Source organism: Streptomyces sp. NBC_01237, from assembly GCF_035917275.1.
Taxonomy (GTDB): Bacteria; Actinomycetota; Actinomycetes; order Streptomycetales; family Streptomycetaceae; genus Streptomyces.
In genome coordinates this window covers 7,617,961-7,635,060 of sequence record NZ_CP108508.1, presented here as the reverse complement: position 1 = coordinate 7,635,060, position 17,100 = coordinate 7,617,961, and the positions used below count along the sequence as shown (strand labels likewise).

Here is a 17,100-nt window from a genome sequence, read left to right as displayed (position 1 = left end):
ATGGGCCGGACGGGCCGGAGGGAAGCGACCGTTCCGGCGTTCCCGGCGTTGCTGCGACTGCGGTGACTGCCGTGGCTCCCAGTGCTTCTGACACTCCTGGTGCTTCTGGCACTTCCGGCGCTCCTGGCGCTCCTGACGCGGGACTTGAACGCTGGCGGCTGGTGCTGGGGTCCCCGGCCGAGACCCGTACCGGGCCGTTGGGCGAGGGGGCCGCCGCACAGGACGCCGCGCTGGACTGGCTCTACGGCCGGGATCCCGACCTCGGACGGCGCGGTGTCCGGCGCTCCGGATCCACCACCCGGCGTACCGCGGGCGACGGGCCTTCGGCCGTGACCGCGATCGACTGGCTGGAGGACATCCACCGGCTCTTCCCGAAGGACACCGTCGAACGCCTGGAGCGCGACGCCGTCGAGCGGTACGGCATCCAGGAGATCGTCACGGACCCGGCGGTGCTGGAGCGGGTCGAGCCGAGCCCCACCCTGCTGCGCGCGGTGCTGCGTACGAAGCATCTGATGAACCCGCAGGTGCTGCTGCTCGCCCGGCGCATCGTCGCCTCGGTCGTCGAGCAGTTGCTCGCCCGGCTGCGACCGGAGATCCGCCGGTCCTTCCACGGCACCCGCTCCCGCAGACCGAGCCGGGTACCGCTGGCGAGGGACTTCGACTTCCGGCAGACGGTGCGGGCCAATCTCGCGCACTACCAGCCCGAGGAACGCCGCATCCTCATCGAGCGCGCCTACTTCCACTCCCGTACCCAGCGGCATCTGACGCAGTGGCAGCTGATCCTGCTGGTGGACCAGTCGGGCTCGATGGCGGGTTCGGTGATCCACTCCGCGGTGACCGCCGCCTGTCTGTGGGGGGTCCCCGGCCTCAAGACCCATCTCGTGGCCTTCGACAGCAATGTCGTCGACCTGACCTCCGATGTGACCGATCCGGTGGAGCTGTTGATGCGGGTACAGCTCGGCGGCGGCACGGACATCGCCCGCGCCGTGTCGTACGGGGCGGGCCTGGTGGAGAATCCGCGCCGCACGATCGTCGCCCTGATCACCGACTTCTACGAGGGGGGCGACCCCGTCCGGCTGGTGCGTTCGGTGCGTGCGCTCACCGAGCAGGGCACCACCGTGCTGGGGCTCGCGGCGCTCGACGAGGACGCGACCCCCGACTACGACCGCGAGCTGGCCGGCCGGCTGGCCGGGGCCGGGGCGCACATCGGTGCCATGACACCGGCGCGGCTGGCCGAGTTCGTCGCCGAGAGGCTGGGCCGATGACCGACACGACCGCCCTCACGAACGCCCTGCCGGGTACGGGCGGGGCGGGCGCCGCCACCCGCCGCGACCTGCTGGCCCTGACCCCGGACACCCTCGCCGCCCTCGCCAACCGCGGCCTGGTCAAGCGCGCCACGAAGGAGCTGGACGCGGGGACGGTCCCGGCGGTCACCATCGATGCCGACGCCACCGTGGGGGCCCGCTTCGGGGACGGGACGGCCACCTCACTGCCGCCCGGCGCGGGGCTGGAGAACGGTGCGTGCAGTTGTGCGGCTCCCGGTGTCTGCCGCCACCTCATCGCGCTGGTGATCGCCTACCAGCGCACCGCCACGCCGCCGGAGCACCCACCGGCCGCGCCCACATCCGGCGAGGCACCGGACGCGGGACCAGGAGCGGGGACGGAGCCGGGGTCGGCAACGGGGGCGGCGCCAAAACCGAGAGCGGGAACAGGGGCGGGTGCGGTCCCGGCCCCCGTCCTTGCCTGGTCCCCCGGTTCCGCGGACGACGCAGTACTGACGGCCGCCTTCGGGGCCCGCGCACTCGCCTCGGCCCGTCGCACCTTCGAACGCGGTTACGGTGCACGCGTCCACCGCCCCACGGCACAACGGCCCGGCCCCTGGGTCGAACTGCCCACGTGCACGGTGAGCTTCCCGATCCCCGGCGAGATCGCGTATGCCCTGACCGACGCGGCCGCGATGCTGAAGGGCGAGGTGGTGACCCTCGCCGTGTGGGCGTTCCGCGAGGCGGACCGGACGGGTGAGTCCGCCGTCCGGGTGGGCGGCGGTGCCACCGTCCGGGCCGCGGCGGGCCGCGGGCTGGACACGGTCGCCGGTCTGGCCGACGAGCTGCTGCTGTCGGGCGCGGCGCACGCGAGCCCGGTCCTCGGGGGTGCGCTGACCCGTGCCGGTGAGGCGCTGACCGCGAGTTCCCTGCACTGGCCGGCCGGTGCCGTGGCCGAACTGACCGACCAGCTCTCGGCGTACGCCGACCGCAGCGCCCGATACCGCCCCGAGCGGGTCGCCGAACTGCTCACGGAGATCCATGCGCGGCGCCGGGCGGCGGCGCTCCCCGGCGTTCTCGGCACCCAGGAAGCGGGCGACACCCCCCTGCGCCGGGTCCGGCTCATCTCCCTCGGCTGCCGGATACGTACCGTCGGGAACAGTTCCGTCGCCGAGGTGTACTTCGCGCATCCGGGCGCCGCCACCGTGCTCGTACTCCGCAAGGAGTGGGCCGCGGCGGACGGGGAGCGGACCACCGGGGCCCGGCTCTCCACCCGGCGTGTCCTCGGTACGAGCCTGGCCGCGCTGGCCACCGGCAGCCTGGTCAGCGAAAGCGTGCGACGGACGGCGAGCCGCGCCCTGACGGTCGCCCGCGGCCGGCTGGGCACGACCAGCATCACTCCGGTCGGCGGCGCCTGGACGGAGCTCGCCGAACCCCTGCTCGTACGCGATCTGGCGGCGCTGACCGCCTCGTGGGAGGGCAGGCCGCCCCGGCTGATCCGCCCGCGTGTCGAGGCGGAGACGGTGCGGGTCATCGCGCTGTCGGAGGTGGAGAGCATCGGTTACGACCCGGCCGAGCAGCGGCTCGAAGCGGTGGTGCGGGATGCGGCGGGCACGTCGGCCCTGGTGTGTTCCGATTACCGGCCGGAGTGTCCCGGGGCGCTGGACGCCCTGGCCGACGCGTTGTCGGGCGGGCCCACACTCATCAGCGGCGCGGTGCACCGCTCGGGCGGCGGTATCCGGATCGACCCGATCGCGGTGCTGACACCGGCCGGGGTGACCGTGCCCGATCTGACCCCCGGCGACGGCTCCGCGGTCCTGGCCGCGGTGGTGCGGCCCTCGCCCGATCCGCTGGCCGTCGCGCTGGACGAGGCGCTCGCCGCCCTCGCGGCGGTGGCCCACAGTGGCCTGCGCCATCTGTCGGCCCCGGCGCGCGACCGGATCGACGAGGCGGCCACCGCACTGGCCCGGACCGGACTGACCCGGTCGGCGGCGCTGCTGCGCGCCTTCCTGAACGCCGGCACCACCACCGACGGAGACGGAGACCACAGCACCGGTGACGGGAGTGGCGGCGGCGAGCGCTCGGGTGAGACGGCCCGCTCCGCCGCCTGGCTGGAGGCTCAGCTCCAGCTCCTGGTCAGCGCCGAACTCCGGGCCGCCGACACCCCGTGACGTGAACGGAAGGTCACCCGTGCGGCCCGGGAACCCACCCGGGACGCCATCTGAGACGTCGTCCGGGAAGCGGCGCCGGAACCGTACCGGGCCGACCGACGACGGCCGGTTACGGCTTGTCGAGGTAGGCGAGGCCCGGGTGGGCACGGAGGTATCCGTCGAGCAGCCGGCGGGCCACCGCGACGGAGTCGACCAGCGGGTGCAGCGCGAACGCCTGCGTCGCTGTGGTGCGTGAACCGCTCGCGGCCGCGTCGAGCACCGCCCGTTCGACCGCCTTCACCGAGGTGACGAGGCCGACCGCGTGGTACGGAAGGGGCGAGACGGCGACCGGGTGGGCGCCGTTCGCGTCGACGAGGCAGGGCACCTCGATGACGGCGTCCGCGTCGAGCACCGACAGGGTGGTGCGGTTGCGGACGTTGAGGATCAGCGAGGTCCGCTCGTTGCGGGCGATGGCCCGCATCAGGGCCAGGGCGACCTGTTCGTAACCGCCGGACTCCAGGTCGCTCCCGTCGCGCTCGCCGACCCCGGCCACGTCCCGGTTCTCCGACATGTACGTGGCTTCCCGCTCGGCGCGCGTCCGGTCCCAGGTGGTCCACGCCGGGGCGTCCGGCTGCTGCATCCGGGCGTAGAAACCCTGCTGCTGCTCGCGCAGGAAGGCGCCCCGGGTCTGCTCCGCCTCCTGGTAGGCGCGGACCGCCTCCCGGTTGAAGTAGTAGTAGTGCAGATACTCGTTGGGGATCGCACCCAGCGACCGGAGCAGTTCGGCGCCGAAGAGCCTGCCCTCCTCGAAGGAGCCGAGCAGTGCCGGGTCGGCGAGCAGCCGGGGCAGCTCGTCACGGCCGTCGACGTACAGGCCCCGGACCCAGCCGAGGTGATTGAGTCCGGCGTAGTCGACCCAGGCCCGGTCCGGGTCGGCGCCGAGCACCCGGGCGATCCGTCGGCCGAGCCCCACCGGGGAGTCGCAGATGCCGATGACCCGGTCGCCGAGGTGGCGGGACATGGCCTCGGTGACCAGGCCCGCGGGGTTGGTGAAGTTGATGACCCAGGCGTGCGGGGCGAGCCGGGCGATGCGCCGGGCGAGGCCGACCGCGACGGGCACGGTGCGCAGTCCGTACGCGATACCGCCCGCACCGACGGTCTCCTGGCCGAGCACACCCTCATCGAGGGCCACCCGTTCGTCGGCAGCGCGTCCTTCGAGTCCGCCGACACGGATCGCCGAGAAGATGAAGTCGGCGCCGCGCAGGGCTTCGTCGAGTTCGGTGGTGGCCACGACGGCGGGGGCGTCCGGGACCCCCGCGGACTGTTCGTCGAGCACCCGGGCGACGGCCGTGAGCCGGTCGGCGTCCGTGTCGTACAGGGTCACCCGGGAAACGCGGCCCTCGGCATGATCGCCGAGCAGAGCCCCGTACACGAGAGGCACCCGGAATCCGCCACCGCCAAGAATTGTCAGCTTCACGCTGCTCGATGGTACGGGGGTGGCCGGACGAATCCACGGTGCGCGCCGGTCGGCGGGGTGCCCCCTGCGCGCCGTGGCGGGGCAGCGGCGGGGTTCGGCCGAATCATGGGCGTACGCGGGCCATTACGCACACACGGCGTAGACAGCGCTTACCACCAGGAGGGTCAATGCCTTCCGTGCGCCACCTGGCATGCCCATGAAAATCCTGATCCCGGCGCAGGACGTGCGCCGGGGCAGGACGGCCCCGCACCGCAAGGGGAGGAATCAGCACCCATGAACATCGACACTCCACCGGACGGACGCCGTTGGCGACGGCGCGCCTCGCTCACCACGCTCGCCGCAGCCGTGGCGCTGGGCAGCGTGCTGACCGCGGCAGCCGTGTCATCGGCCGACAGCGCCGACGGCGCCGCCGATACCGCGAGTACCACCGGTACCGGTCGTGCCACTTCCCAGGTGGTCACCTGGGCCGCGAGCGCCGACCGTCAGGTCGCTCCCACCCAGGACCGCACCTACCGCCTCGTCGTGCGCACGAGCACCGGCGGCCAGGGCCTGCGGATCCGTCTGTCCAACGCCTTCGGCGATCAGCCCGTCACCTTCGGACGGGCGTACGCCGGAGAGCGGGCGACCGGCGCCACGGTGGTCCCCGGCACCAACCGGGCCCTGTCGTTCGGGGGTTCGCCGTCCGTCACCGTACCGGCGGGCGGTTCCGTGTACAGCGACGCGCTGCCCGGCACCGTCCGGCCGGGATCGGACCTCGCGGTCAGCATCTACGTACGGACGTCCGGAACTATCGCGTCCGGTCACCGGATGGCGCTCCAGACCTCGTATGTCGCGCCCGTCGGTGATCACACGGCGCAGGAGTCGGCCGACGCGTTCACGCAGCGGATCTCGTCCTGGTTCTATCTCGACGCCGTCGTGGTGGGCGCCCGCCTCGGCACGGGTGCGGTGGCGGCGCTGGGCGACTCGATCACGGACGGGTCGAGTTCGACGCAGGACACCAACCGCCGCTGGCCCGACCTGCTGGCGGGACGGCTCGCCGTCGACCGGAGCACGCGCGTCAAGGGTGTCGCCAATGAGGGCATCTCCGGCAACAAGGTGCTCAGCGACGGCGCCGGGCAGAGCGCCCTGAAGCGGCTCGACCGGGACGTCCTGTCGCAGCGCGGGCTGGAGACGGTGATTCTGCTGGAGGGGGTCAACGACATCAAGTCCGTCCCGGCCCCCACCGCCGGCCAAATGATCGCGGGATACCGGGAGATCATCGCGCGTTCGCACGCGGCGGGTGTCTGTGTGGTCGGGGCGACCGTCATGCCGTACGAGGGCTGGCGCGACTGGAACACGGGCGGTGAGCAGGTCCGGCAGGCGGTGAACGCGTTCATCCGCGACAGCGGAGCCTTCGACGCGGTCGCCGACTTCGACGCGGCGACCAGGGACCCGTCGGCTCCCGCCCGGATGCTGCCCGCCTTCGACAGCGGTGACCATCTCCACCCCAACGACGCGGGCATGGAGGTCATGAGCCGCACCGTCGACCCCGACGACCTGCGGTGCGACCTGAGCTGAGCGGGCGCAGCCGGGTACAGCCGGAGCCGAACCGGGCGCAGCCGGGTGTATCCGGAGTTCTCCCCCTGCCGGGTGGCCCCGGACCGCGCGGGTCCGGGGCCCCCGGTGGCGTCGTGCGACGGGCGTCAACGGGGCTTCAGCTGCCGTACCACCAGCGCGACACCGCCCGCCACAGTCGGGCCGGCGCCCCCGGGCCACGTTGTTGCGGAATCGCGGCGGTACCGGCCGGGTCACCGCCCGCCGGATCGTCGCTCTCCCGGACGGCCGCCGGGTCTGCCGTCGGGCCGCCCGTCGGAACGGACGGCGGAGCGGGCACCGGATCGACCGGCGGAGCGACTGCGGGCACGACCGGCCGGACCGCCGTCGGCTCCGGCTCCGGCGCCATCACCGGATCCGGGTAGGGCACCGCTCCCGGAGCATGGGCGGGCGGCGTCCCCACCGCGCTGGACGCCGGCGCGGGGACGGGGCGTGACGGGGAGGAGACCTCCCAGTCGACGGCCGGCCGGGAGCGGGCCATCATCGACAGCGGATCGGAGTCCACCGCCTGCTGCGGGCTCGGCGCGAACGTGGCGGGCAGCTCCACCAGGTGCCGCGACATGATGTTGCCCACCCAGCGCAGTTCGCTCTCCTCGACGCCGAGTTCCAGGTCCGGCAGGCGCATCAGCAGGGCGTCGACGCCGACATCGGCGATGGCACGGCCGATGTCCTGGCCGGGGCATTCGTGCGGGCCGCCGCTGAAGGCGAGATGCGAGCGGTTGCCCTCCATGTTGGCGGCGAGGTCCGGCCGTACCCTCGGGTCGGTGTTGGCCGCGGCGATGCCGACGAGCAGGGCGTCACCCGCCTTGATCTGCTGGCCGCCGAGTTCGGTGTCGCCGACCGCCCAGCGGCCGAAGACCGCGGTGAACGGCGGCTCGTCCCACAGCGTCTGTTCCACGGCCTCCGGCACCGTCATGTGGCCGCCGCTGAGACGGGCGCGGAAGCGCGGGTCGGTGAGGACCATCCGCAGCACGTTGGCCATCAGATTGGCCGTCGACTCGTAGGCGGCGATGAGGATCAGCCGCAGGTGCTCGACGACCTCGACATCCGTCAGCGAGGCCGGATGCTCAAGGAGCCAGCTGGCGAGGTCCGGAGCGGGGGCGGCGCGGCGCCCTTCGACGAGCCGGGTCAGCGCGGCGACGACATGGGCGTTGCTCGCGACGGCGGTCTCGGTGCCCCGGATCATGTCGCGTGCCGCCTGCACCAGGGCGTCGTCGTACTCCTCCGGCATGCCGAAGATCGCACACACCACCATCATCGGCAGATGCTCGGCGAACTGGCCGACCAGGTCGGCGGTGCCCTTCTCGCAGAAGTCGTTGACGAGCCGGTTGCTGAACCGGTTGATGTGGCGGCGCACCCCACGGGTGTCGATGCGCTCCATGCTGTCGGTGACCGCGCCGCGCTGACGTTCATGGGTGGCTCCGTCGGCGAACACGCAGACCGGCTGCCAGGTGAAGATCGGGGCCAGCGGGTGGTCCGGGGCGACGCTGCCGTCCTGCAGGGCCCGCCAGCGCCGGGAGTCCCGGGAGAACTGGGAGGGTGTCCGGGTCAGGTGCAGGTTCTCGCTGTGCCCGAGGACGAGCCAGGCGGGTACGTCCCCGTGCAGCAGCACCGGGGCGACCGAGCCGTGTTCGGCACGCAGCTTGTCGTAGAGACCGGCGGGGTCGTTCTCCGCCTCGGGTCCGTAGAACCGACGCAGCCCGCCAGGTCCGACTCCGACGCCGTGGGCGGGGCATTCGGGAGGCGGGACCGGTCCGGAAGCCGCTCCGGGTTCGTCGTGGAAGGGGATGGTCACAGTCGCTCCAGGATCAGGATTCCAAGGATCGGGCAAGGGGCGCGGACGAGGGGCGCGCCGACCGATCGGCGCACGGGGTGGTGCCGCGCGGGACAAAGGCGCGCGCAGGGGTGTGCGCGCGCCTTTGTCTTCAGTTGGTGCGTCGGGTGAACAGTCAGCGGACCCGGTGCCGACGGACGAAGTCCGCGGGTGGCCTCCGCGGGTGGTCTCCGTGGGCGTTGTCCGTGGGCGTAGCCCAGGGGCGGTGCCGTCGGCAGGAGTCCGCGGCCGAGGTCCTCAGGTGAGGGGGACGGCCAGGCTGTGCAGGTAACGCATCAGAGTCATCAGCACATCGCGGCTGGATGTCCGCGTCCGGGCGTCGCAGTCGATCATCGGGATCTCGTCCGCCAGGTCGAGCGCTCTGCGCAGGGCCTCGACCGGATGGTGCGGTGCGTCGGGGAAGGTGTTCACGGCGACGACGAACGGGACACCGCGCTCCTCCAGCCGGCCGATCACGTCGAAGCTGACCTGGAGCCGCCTGGTGTCGATGAGGACGACGGCGCCGAGGGCCCCTTCGAAGAGTCCGTTCCACAGGAACCAGAAGCGTTCCTGGCCCGGGGTGCCGAACAGATAGAGGATCAGTTCCTCGCTGAGACTGATCCGGCCGAAGTCCATGGCGACGGTGGTGGCGGTCTTGCTCTCCACACCGACGTTGTTGTCGACGCCGACCCCGGCCTCGGTCATGGTCTCTTCGGTCGTCAGCGGCCGGATCTCGCTCACCGAGCCGACCATGGTGGTCTTGCCGACCCCGAACCCGCCGACGATCACGACCTTCACCGCGGCGTTGGCCGTGGTGGGAAGGACGTCCTCGCTGCGGGGTCCGGTGATCGTGTCAGAGTTTCTGAAGTCCATGCATCACCGCTTCGAGAAGGGACCTGTCGGGCAGAGTGGCTCGGACGAGAGGGGCGCGCGACTCGATGAGTTCGGTCGCGAGCAGATCCGTCAGGAGCGAAGTGACCACGCTGAACGGCAGGCTGAGGTAGGCCGAGATCTCGGCGACGGATAAGGGTGCCCGGCAGATCCGCAGGATCGCGGCCTGCTCGGGCTGGCACGTCGGCGTGGGCTCGGCGTGCGCCACGACCATGGTGACCAGGTCGAGCGAGGCCCGCCCGTCGCCGTCGAGTTCGCCGGTGATCACATACAGCCGTTCCGGATCGCTCAGCGCCGGATCGGCCTTGCGGCGTTCTCGTCGGGGAGCATTCATCCGGACTGCCTGTCGTGGCGCGGCGGACTGGTCAGATGGGCACCGATCCGGACGACGAGATCACGCATGCGGGCGCCGACCATCCCTGCGTCGATGGTCTGACCGGCCAGGACCGCGAGATACGCGCCGGTCCCGGCCGCCATCAGGTAGAAGAACCCGCCGGTGACTTCGATGACGACGAGCTTCATCAGCCCGTCGCTGTAAGGGATTTCGGTGGCGACCGCCGCGGCCAGGCTCTGCAGTCCGGCGCAGGCCGCCGCGAGGCGGTCGGCGACGTCGGGGTCTCCCCCGTGCATGGCGATGCGCAGACCGTCCGACGAGAGCACCACGATCTGGTGGATGCTGGGTACGTCGTCGGCCAGTTCCTTGAGCATCCAGTCCATGTTCCCGCGCTGCTGGATCACTTCAGGTCTCCCTTGTCCCACGCATCGTCAGAGTCCTCGCCGTTCCTGGGTTCCTGCGGCACGCCGTTGACGGCCTTGGTGAAGGCCTCCAGCCAAAGGCCGGGGGGCTTCTCCTCGCCCCTGGCGGGCCCGCCCTCCTCATCGCCCGCCGCACCCCACCGGCCGCCGTGCCCGCCGTTCGCGGAGTCGACGACGGGCTGTACGGGCTGCTGCGGCGGGAGGTTGTGCGAGCCGAGCGGGGCACGGCCCCTGCTGCGGCGCTGCGGAAGACCGCCCTCGGTCCACTCGGTCACGATCGGGCCGTCGTCCTCCATGGCCGTTGGCGTGGCGGTCGGATGCGGCGAGGGTCCGGACACCGAGCCCTCGGGGAGACCCGCGACCACGGAGGGCGGCAGGCCGGTGGACGGGGGCTTCGGCTTGCGCTTGCCGGGCGGCGGCACGACGTGCTGGAGCTGTGTCATGTCCAGCGAGCTGTTGGGCCGCGAGGTGGCACCGATGCCGTGGGCGATGCCGGGTGCCGGACCGGTGGTGATCATGTCGCGCGGGACGATCAGCACGGCACGGACCCCGCCGTACGCCGACTGGCGCAGCGACACCTGGAGTTGGTACATGCGGGAGAGGCGGCCGACGACGGCCATGCCCAGGCGCGGGGACTCCCCGAGGTCGTTCATGTTGATGCCGGCCTGGGCCTGCGCCAGCATGTTCTCGGCGCGGGCGCGGGCCTCCTCGCTGAGGCTGACACCGCCGTCCTCGATCTCGATGGCGATGCCGGTCTGCACCTCGACCGCGGTGACGTGCACCTTGGTCTGCGGGGGCGAGTAGCGGGTCGCGTTGTCGAGGAGTTCGGCGCAGGCGTGGATGAGCGGCTCGACCGCGGTCCCCACGATGGCGATCTTGGAGATCGAGTGCAGCTCGATGCGCGGGTACTCCAGGATGCGGGACATCGCGCCGCGCAACACGCTGAACAGCGGTACCGGCTTGGGCCACTGGCGGCTGGGCCGGGCTCCGCCGAGTACGGAGATCGAGTCGGCGAGCCGGCCGATCAGCGCGGTGCCGTGGTCGATGCGGAGCAGGTCGTCGAAGACCTCGGGATTGCGCCCGTAGTGGTCCTCCATCTCGCGCAGTTCGCTCGCCTGACGGTTCACGATGGCCTGGACCCGCCGGGCGACGGCGACGAAGGCGCGCTGCGCGGAGTCACGCCGCGCCTCTTCGCCGTCGATGATGTCGAGGACCTGGAAGACCTGCTCGCGCAGCGCCTTGGGCAGGTGCCGGTTGGCCGCGTCCGCGTCGAAGACGTCGCGCATCACCTCTTCGGGTGAATTGCCCACGCGCAGCTGTCGGATCGCGGCAGGCATGACCTCCTTGGTGAGCCGCACCGTCTCGGCGTCGTGCGAGTGAATGCGGTGTTCCAGGTAGGCGATGCGCTGTTCGTACTCGGCCCGCTGGACGCTCATCGCGCGTCGGCGGCGGTTCAGCGCGACGGCGAGCGCGGAGACCACGATGGTGGCGATCGCGCCGCACACGGCGACTGGTATCCGCGCGATCTCGGTCACCAGCGCCGCACCGGCGGCAGTGGCGCCGGCGAGCAGCACCACGGGCAACAGGACTACGCGGACAACGGGAATTTCTCGGTCGGTCGGCGGTGATTCAACACGGACCATCTAAACCCTCTGGCGGTTGATTCCGGGATGTATGCATGCGTGTGCGGATACTGCGGATACTCATGAACAAGTGCTCGAATTCGTATCAACTCGACTTCACTGCGCGTGAGCTTAGCCAGATCAGAACAGTGCTTCGGCATATTCACCCAACCCTCTGCGCGAGGACTCCGGCAGTAATACACTCACCAGTTTTTGCACTCTGCGCCGTCGCACGTGCGCAGGGAGTGACGACAGGGGGGAGGTGGCCGAAATTTACCCCGCCCGTACCGCACAGAAGGACAGCAGCGGCATGCTGATGCCGATTCAGGTCCAGGAGACCCATCACGTACCGCAGAGCAGGACAGGGGCACATGTGAGCGAACCGGATCGAAAGGAGCAGATTAGTGACCGCCGGAAGGGTGGACGTCAAAATGTCCGTGGTGACGAACCGCTCGGTCGCCCGTGCGGGCCGCCGGTCACGGCCGGACGAGGACGACGCACGGGGCCGCGAACTCGCGTGCCCACAACGGCCCGAGCCCGCGTCGCACACGGGCCGGCCGCACGTACGGGGCGAACGGGAGCGGCATGACGGCGGCACGCGACTACACCATCGAATCGCTGGACACGGGTCTGCGGCTGATGCGGCTGTTCCTCACCCATGACACCCTCACCGTCACCGGGGCCGCCGAACGGCTGGGCGTCGGCAGGTCCACCGCGCACCGGGTGCTCAGCACCCTGGAAGGCCGGGGTTTCGCCGTCCGGGACACCTCGGGCCGCGGCTACTCGGCGGGCCCGGAGCTGGTGCGGCTCGGCCGCCCCGCGGGCTTCGGCGCGGCGGTCCGGGAGCAGCTCGCGGCCGTGCTGGAGGACGCGGCACGACGGACCGGTGAGACGGTACAGAGCGTCGCGCTGATGGGTGACCAGATCATCGTCACCGACGGCAGGGAGTCCTCCCACCCGGTGCGGGTGATGCTGGAGAGGGGACGCACCCACCCCGCGCACGCCACCTCCGGCGGCAGGATGCTGCTCTCCCGGATGACGACGGATCAGGTGTGCGCCCTGTATCCGTACGAGGAGTTGGAGCGGGCCGCCCCGCACACCCCGGCCTCCCGCACGGCTCTGCTGGCCGAGTTGGACGAGATCCGTGCGGCCGGGCACGCGCTGAGCCGGAGTGAGCCGGTCCCGGGGATGTACACCGTCGCGGTGCCACTGGCCGGGTCCAGCTGGCGCGACCGCCTCGCCCTGGTGGCATCGGCCCCCGCCGACCGTTCCGGGGACAGCGCCCTGGCCGAACGGGCGGGGCTGCTGCGGCAGTCGGCCGCGCTGCTGAGATCCGGGCACGGCCTCTGACCCCGGGAGCAGGGCGATGGCCGGGGCACCCGGCCGGGCGCCCCGCTGTCAGCGCCGGGCTCCGCCGATACGTCCCTCCAACTGCACCAGCAACTCACCGAGCTGGGTGCTGAGCAGGCCCCGGGTCCGGTCGTCGAGGCCGGAGAGCACCGCGCGTTCGTACGCGAGCTGCTCGGGCAGCAGCCGGTCGACCAGACCGAGGCCCTCCTCGGTGAGACGGACATGGGCGACCCTGCGGTCGCGGTCGTCGCCCCGGCGGTCGATGAGTCCGCGCTCCTGGAGGGCCCGGAGCCGTTTGGTGACGGCGGCGCCGGAGGAGAAGGTCTCACGGGCCAGTTCACCGGGGGTCAACTCCCGGTCGTTGCGGCGTACGGCTCCGAGCAGGTCGAACTCGGCGCGGGTCAGTCCGGCGGCGCGCAGCGGGGCGTCCTCCGCCTGCTGGAGGAGCGCGGCGCAGCGGTTGATGCGGCCGATGACTTCCATCGGTCCGGTGTCGAGCTCGGGGTTGACGGCCTGCCACTGCCGTACCACCGAGGCAACGATGTCGTCGGTCACACCGCTCCGTTCTCCGGGGCGAGGGCGATCAGCCCCCGCCGTTGTGCTGTCGCGGCGAGCGTACGGTGTCCGGCCCGCTCGGCCGCGAGGAGCTCCTGCTCGGGCAGCGCGCGCTGCCACCACTCGCCGGCCGCGGTGTCCCCGGCCTCGCGGAGTTCGACGAGTGACCCGGTCAGGCGGCGGCGCGCCCGGTCCAGGGAGGCGGGGCCGGAAGCGGGGTCGGCGAGGGCGCGTACGGCGTGGGCGCGGGCGGTGCCGGTGGCGGCGAGAGCCTTCTCGACGCGCCCGGCGGCCCGTCGGTTGGTGACGAGCATCGCGGCGAGGAAGCCCACGGAGGCGCCGACGAGGGTGTCCAGTACCCGGTCGCCGATGAGTTCTCCGGCCGGGTGGGTGCCGCCGAACTCCAGGACCAGCAGGGCCATCGGGGTGACGGCGACGGAGCCGAGCCAGTAGTTGCGGGTGATCAGGGCTTCCGCGGCGAAGCTGAAGAACAGGACACAGGCGATGAGGGCGAGCGGACCGGTCCGGGTGAGGGGGAGGACCGCGGCGAAGACCAGTACGCCGAGGAGGTTGCCGAGGGTGCGCTGGAGGGTCCGGTTCCAGGACAGGGTGACATTGGCCTGGTAGAGGGAGGCGGCGGTGACGATCGCCCAGTAGGGGCGTCCGACGCCGAGGGCGGCGCAGAGATATCCGGCGAGCGCGCAGCCGATCAGCGTACGGGCGGCGACGGGCAGCAGCGGGGAGCCGGGGGCGAGGGCGCGCAGCAGGGTGCGACGGGCGTCCCGGCGGCTGCCGGCGCGCCGCAGCTCGGCCCGTTCCGCCTCGATCCCGAAGAGTTCGTCCGCGGTGCCGGGGGCGGTCGGCGGGGTGGGGACCGGGCCGCGGGCGCGGGTCGCGGCGGCCCAGGCGCGCAGCCGCTCGGGCGGGGCGGCGCCGGTGCCGCCGGTGAGTCCCGAGCCGGCGAGGGCCGCTTCGGCGTGCACGACGAGCCGCTCCAGGGCCTGTCGTACGGGGGTGGGGCGGCCCGTGGTGAGCAGGGACTGCCAGGCCATGTGCACGGCGGCGGCCGCGGCGTGCCGGGTACGGGGGCCGGGGTCGGCGGCACAGGCCGCCGCCGCGTCGAGCGCACGGGCGGTGGCCCGGCGCTCGGGGCCCTCGCGGCGGATCAGCGCGGGTCCGACGGAGACCAGCCAGGAGACGGCACCCGCGGCCAGGGTCAGGGCGAGGTGACCGGGGATCTGTCCGAGGTGCTGCGGTGCGAACAGCGCGGCGGAGGTGACGAAGGTGAAGATGACATGGCCGGGCGGGCCGATCCGGGTCGCGTCGCAGAGCGTCTTCTGGGCAGCGGCCAGGAGTGCGGCGACCGCGATCAGGACGGCGGTCGAGCCGGTGAGCGAGGCGGTGAGCAGCGATATCGCGAGGCCGGCGAGCATGCCGAGCACGACGCGCGCCACGGTTCCGGCACGCCGGGCGTACGGCAGGCTGTGGCCGTACAGCGCGCACAGCGAACCGGCCATCGTGTACATCACGAGGTCCAGCCGGTCGACGGCGAAGAGCAGCAGGTTCGGTACGGCGGAGGCGACGACGACGCTCAGCGCCGGCTTGAACCAGGTGTCCGAGGGGCGGGCGAGGCGGAGCGCACCGGCCAGCGGGAGTCTGCGGACGGAGGGCTGCCGGGATCGCACAGGTGTATCACTCACCCATATACGTTAACAGGTATTACACCTGTAAAAGATATGCCGAGCCCTCCTCCCGGCCACCCCGGCGGTCAGTCACCCCGGCGGTCAGCCGCCCTGCCGCTCAGCCGCCCTGTTCATCGGTCGCCTGGACATGGTCGGCGATGCCGACGACGAGGACCCGGGTGTCCGGGGCGATGGGCCGCCACCGGTGGACGAGGCCGCCCGCGCAGTAGAGCGTGTCGCCCCGTTCCAGCCGGTAGAAGTTGCCGTCCGCCTCGACCTCCGCGGCACCGTCGGCGACGTACAGGATCTCGTCGTTACGGTGCCGGAACTCGCGGCCCCAGTCGTGGGCGCCGGTGAACTCCAGCGCGTGCAGGCGCTGATGCCCCCGGACGAGCGGGCGCATCCGGCCGTCGGCCTCGCCCTCGGCACCCGCCTCCCGCACCGAGGCGGAGGCGCCGCGCACGACGTCGACGGGGCGCGGCGCCTCCGCCGTCGACAGCAGCTGTACCGCCGTGGTGTCGAGAGCGTCGGCGATCCGCTGCAGGGAAGCCATGCTCGGCCGGGAGCGGCCGTTCTCGATCTGGCTGAGGAAGGGCACCGACAGTCCGGCCCGCCGGGCGACCTCCGCGAGGGTCAGCTCCAGGGCACGGCGCCGTCGGCGGATTCCGGGGCCGACCTGTGGGGTGTCCGCCTCGCTCATGTCACTACTCACTCCGTGTCCCGCGTGCCGCACACCACAGCCGGCGGGGCGGAAATCAGCCTACCGGGCCGGTTAACATTTTAAGCACCACCTAAAAAAGTTAACCGGAGGATCGATCCATGCCCCTCGTGGACCAGAATCAGCGTCGGCGCCGCGGTACCGGGCTCATAGCCCTGGACGAAGAGGCCAGCTCCGGCGGCTACACCCTGTTCGCCCCGCTGACCGGCAGCGGCGAGGTCTACCTCATCGACCTGCGCGGCGAGGTGGTCCACCAGTGGAACCTCCCCTACCGTCCGGGGCGGCACGCCCGGATCCTGCCCAACGGCAACCTCGCCTACAGCGGGGTCCTGCCCGACGAGCCGGCGCTCTTCCCGATGTGGCACAAGTACCGCGGCGGGATCATGCAGGAGATCACCCCGGACGGCACCGTGGTCCGCGAGCACCGTGACCGCTACCAGCACCACGACGCGTACCACTACGGCGACGGCCGGCTCCTGTACAGCGCCCTGGAACCGCTGACCGGTGCGGCGGCCGACTCCGTACGGGGCGGCGTGACCGGCTCCGAACCGGACGGCACGGTGTGGGCGGACACCATCGTCGAGGTGGACGCCGAGGGCCGCACGGTGTGGGAGTGGAAGGTCTCCGAGCACCTGGACCGCGAAGAGTTCCCGCTGCACCCGGACTACTCCCGCGAGCACTACCCGCTGATCAACAGCGTGCTGCCGACCAGCGACGGCAACATCCTGGCCAGCTTCCGCTCCGTCTCGGCCGTCGTGGTCATCAGCCGGGAGACCGGCGAGATCATCTGGCGCAGCGAGCCCGGAACCGTATCGCAGCAGCACTGCCCGACGGAGCTGGAGAACGGCAACTTCCTGGTCTTCGACAACGGCGTCTTCCGGCCCCGGTGGGACGTGCCGTTCAGCCGGGTCATCGAGATCGAGCGGGCCAGTGGCACCATTGTCTGGGAGTACCACGACCCGGCGCGCGAGTCGTTCTTCGCCCCGTTCATGGGCAGTGCCCAGCGCCTGCCCAACGGCAACACGCTCGTGACGGACTCCCCCGCGGGCCGCCTCTTCGAGGTGACCCCGGACGGCTATCTGTGCTGGGAGTACATCGTGCCGTTCTTCGGCGGCTACCAGGAAGAAGAAGTGCGCAAGCTGTTCCCCTCCGAGCCCAACGCCGTGTTCCGCTCCTACCGCTACTCGGCCCAGGAGCTCCCCTGGCTCGACGTCCCGAAGGGCTGAGCCCG

The 17,100-nt window shown here is 71.9% G+C and carries 14 protein-coding genes; 5 read left to right on the top strand and 9 right to left on the bottom strand.

Translation table 11 applies throughout. The features are described 5' to 3' along the window. Positions 1-161: 161 nt before the first annotated feature. On the top strand, positions 162-1,265 hold the full coding sequence (locus tag OG251_RS33790; RefSeq protein ID WP_326680663.1) for a VWA domain-containing protein: 1,104 nt from the start codon (positions 162-164) through the stop codon (positions 1,263-1,265). Then, on the top strand, positions 1,262-3,433 hold the full coding sequence (locus tag OG251_RS33785) for a hypothetical protein (protein ID WP_326680662.1): 2,172 nt from the start codon (positions 1,262-1,264) through the stop codon (positions 3,431-3,433). The genes OG251_RS33790 and OG251_RS33785 overlap by 4 nt, the downstream gene beginning before the upstream one ends. A 109-nt stretch (positions 3,434-3,542) precedes the next feature. On the opposite strand, the gene OG251_RS33780 is transcribed toward OG251_RS33785, so the two are convergent. Then, a complete protein-coding gene (locus tag OG251_RS33780) occupies positions 3,543-4,889 on the bottom strand; it encodes a 6-phospho-beta-glucosidase (RefSeq protein ID WP_326680661.1) in 1,347 nt (448 codons plus the stop codon). Positions 4,890-5,162: 273 nt separating this feature from the next. Here OG251_RS33780 and OG251_RS33775 point away from each other — a divergent pair, with 273 nt between their 5' ends. Further along, on the top strand, positions 5,163-6,446 hold the full coding sequence (locus OG251_RS33775; RefSeq protein WP_326680660.1) for an SGNH/GDSL hydrolase family protein: 1,284 nt from the start codon (positions 5,163-5,165) through the stop codon (positions 6,444-6,446). Positions 6,447-6,582: 136 nt separating this feature from the next. On the opposite strand, the gene OG251_RS33770 is transcribed toward OG251_RS33775, so the two are convergent. From OG251_RS33770 to OG251_RS33750, 5 genes are all read right to left on the bottom strand, one after another. Continuing rightward, positions 6,583-8,277, bottom strand: a complete 1,695-nt coding sequence (locus tag OG251_RS33770) for a cytochrome P450 (protein WP_326680659.1) — start codon at positions 8,275-8,277, stop codon at positions 6,583-6,585. Positions 8,278-8,553: 276 nt separating this feature from the next. Next, a complete protein-coding gene (locus OG251_RS33765) occupies positions 8,554-9,168 on the bottom strand; it encodes a GTP-binding protein (RefSeq protein ID WP_326680658.1) in 615 nt (204 codons plus the stop codon). Beyond that, complete coding sequence (locus OG251_RS33760) at positions 9,149-9,520, bottom strand: DUF742 domain-containing protein (protein ID WP_073719833.1); 372 nt, start codon at positions 9,518-9,520, stop codon at positions 9,149-9,151. Before OG251_RS33760 ends, OG251_RS33765 begins: the two co-directional genes overlap by 20 nt. Next, positions 9,517-9,924, bottom strand: coding sequence for a roadblock/LC7 domain-containing protein (locus tag OG251_RS33755; RefSeq protein WP_073719834.1), 408 nt, complete (start codon positions 9,922-9,924; stop codon positions 9,517-9,519). Before OG251_RS33755 ends, OG251_RS33760 begins: the two co-directional genes overlap by 4 nt. Then, a complete protein-coding gene (locus tag OG251_RS33750) occupies positions 9,921-11,585 on the bottom strand; it encodes an ATP-binding protein (protein ID WP_326680657.1) in 1,665 nt (554 codons plus the stop codon). Before OG251_RS33750 ends, OG251_RS33755 begins: the two co-directional genes overlap by 4 nt. A 564-nt stretch (positions 11,586-12,149) precedes the next feature. Here OG251_RS33750 and OG251_RS33745 point away from each other — a divergent pair. Further along, positions 12,150-12,914 (top strand): IclR family transcriptional regulator, encoded by a 765-nt coding sequence (locus OG251_RS33745; RefSeq protein ID WP_326680656.1) that lies wholly within the window; start codon positions 12,150-12,152, stop codon positions 12,912-12,914. A 48-nt stretch (positions 12,915-12,962) separates the two neighbouring features. Here OG251_RS33745 and OG251_RS33740 read toward each other — a convergent pair whose 3' ends face one another. The 3 genes from OG251_RS33740 to OG251_RS33730 form a co-directional block, all read right to left on the bottom strand. Beyond that, on the bottom strand, positions 12,963-13,469 hold the full coding sequence (locus OG251_RS33740) for a MarR family winged helix-turn-helix transcriptional regulator (protein WP_326680655.1): 507 nt from the start codon (positions 13,467-13,469) through the stop codon (positions 12,963-12,965). Then, positions 13,466-15,169, bottom strand: a complete 1,704-nt coding sequence (locus tag OG251_RS33735) for an FUSC family protein (protein WP_326680654.1) — start codon at positions 15,167-15,169, stop codon at positions 13,466-13,468. Before OG251_RS33735 ends, OG251_RS33740 begins: the two co-directional genes overlap by 4 nt. Before the next feature lie 100 nt (positions 15,170-15,269). Beyond that, the gene (locus OG251_RS33730) at positions 15,270-15,851 is read right to left on the bottom strand and encodes a helix-turn-helix domain-containing protein (protein ID WP_326680653.1); all 582 of its coding nucleotides are present in this window, start codon (positions 15,849-15,851) and stop codon (positions 15,270-15,272) included. 119 nt (positions 15,852-15,970) lie between these two features. Here OG251_RS33730 and OG251_RS33725 point away from each other — a divergent pair, with 119 nt between their 5' ends. Further along, complete coding sequence (locus OG251_RS33725) at positions 15,971-17,095, top strand: aryl-sulfate sulfotransferase (protein ID WP_326680652.1); 1,125 nt, start codon at positions 15,971-15,973, stop codon at positions 17,093-17,095. Positions 17,096-17,100: the final 5 nt, after the last annotated feature.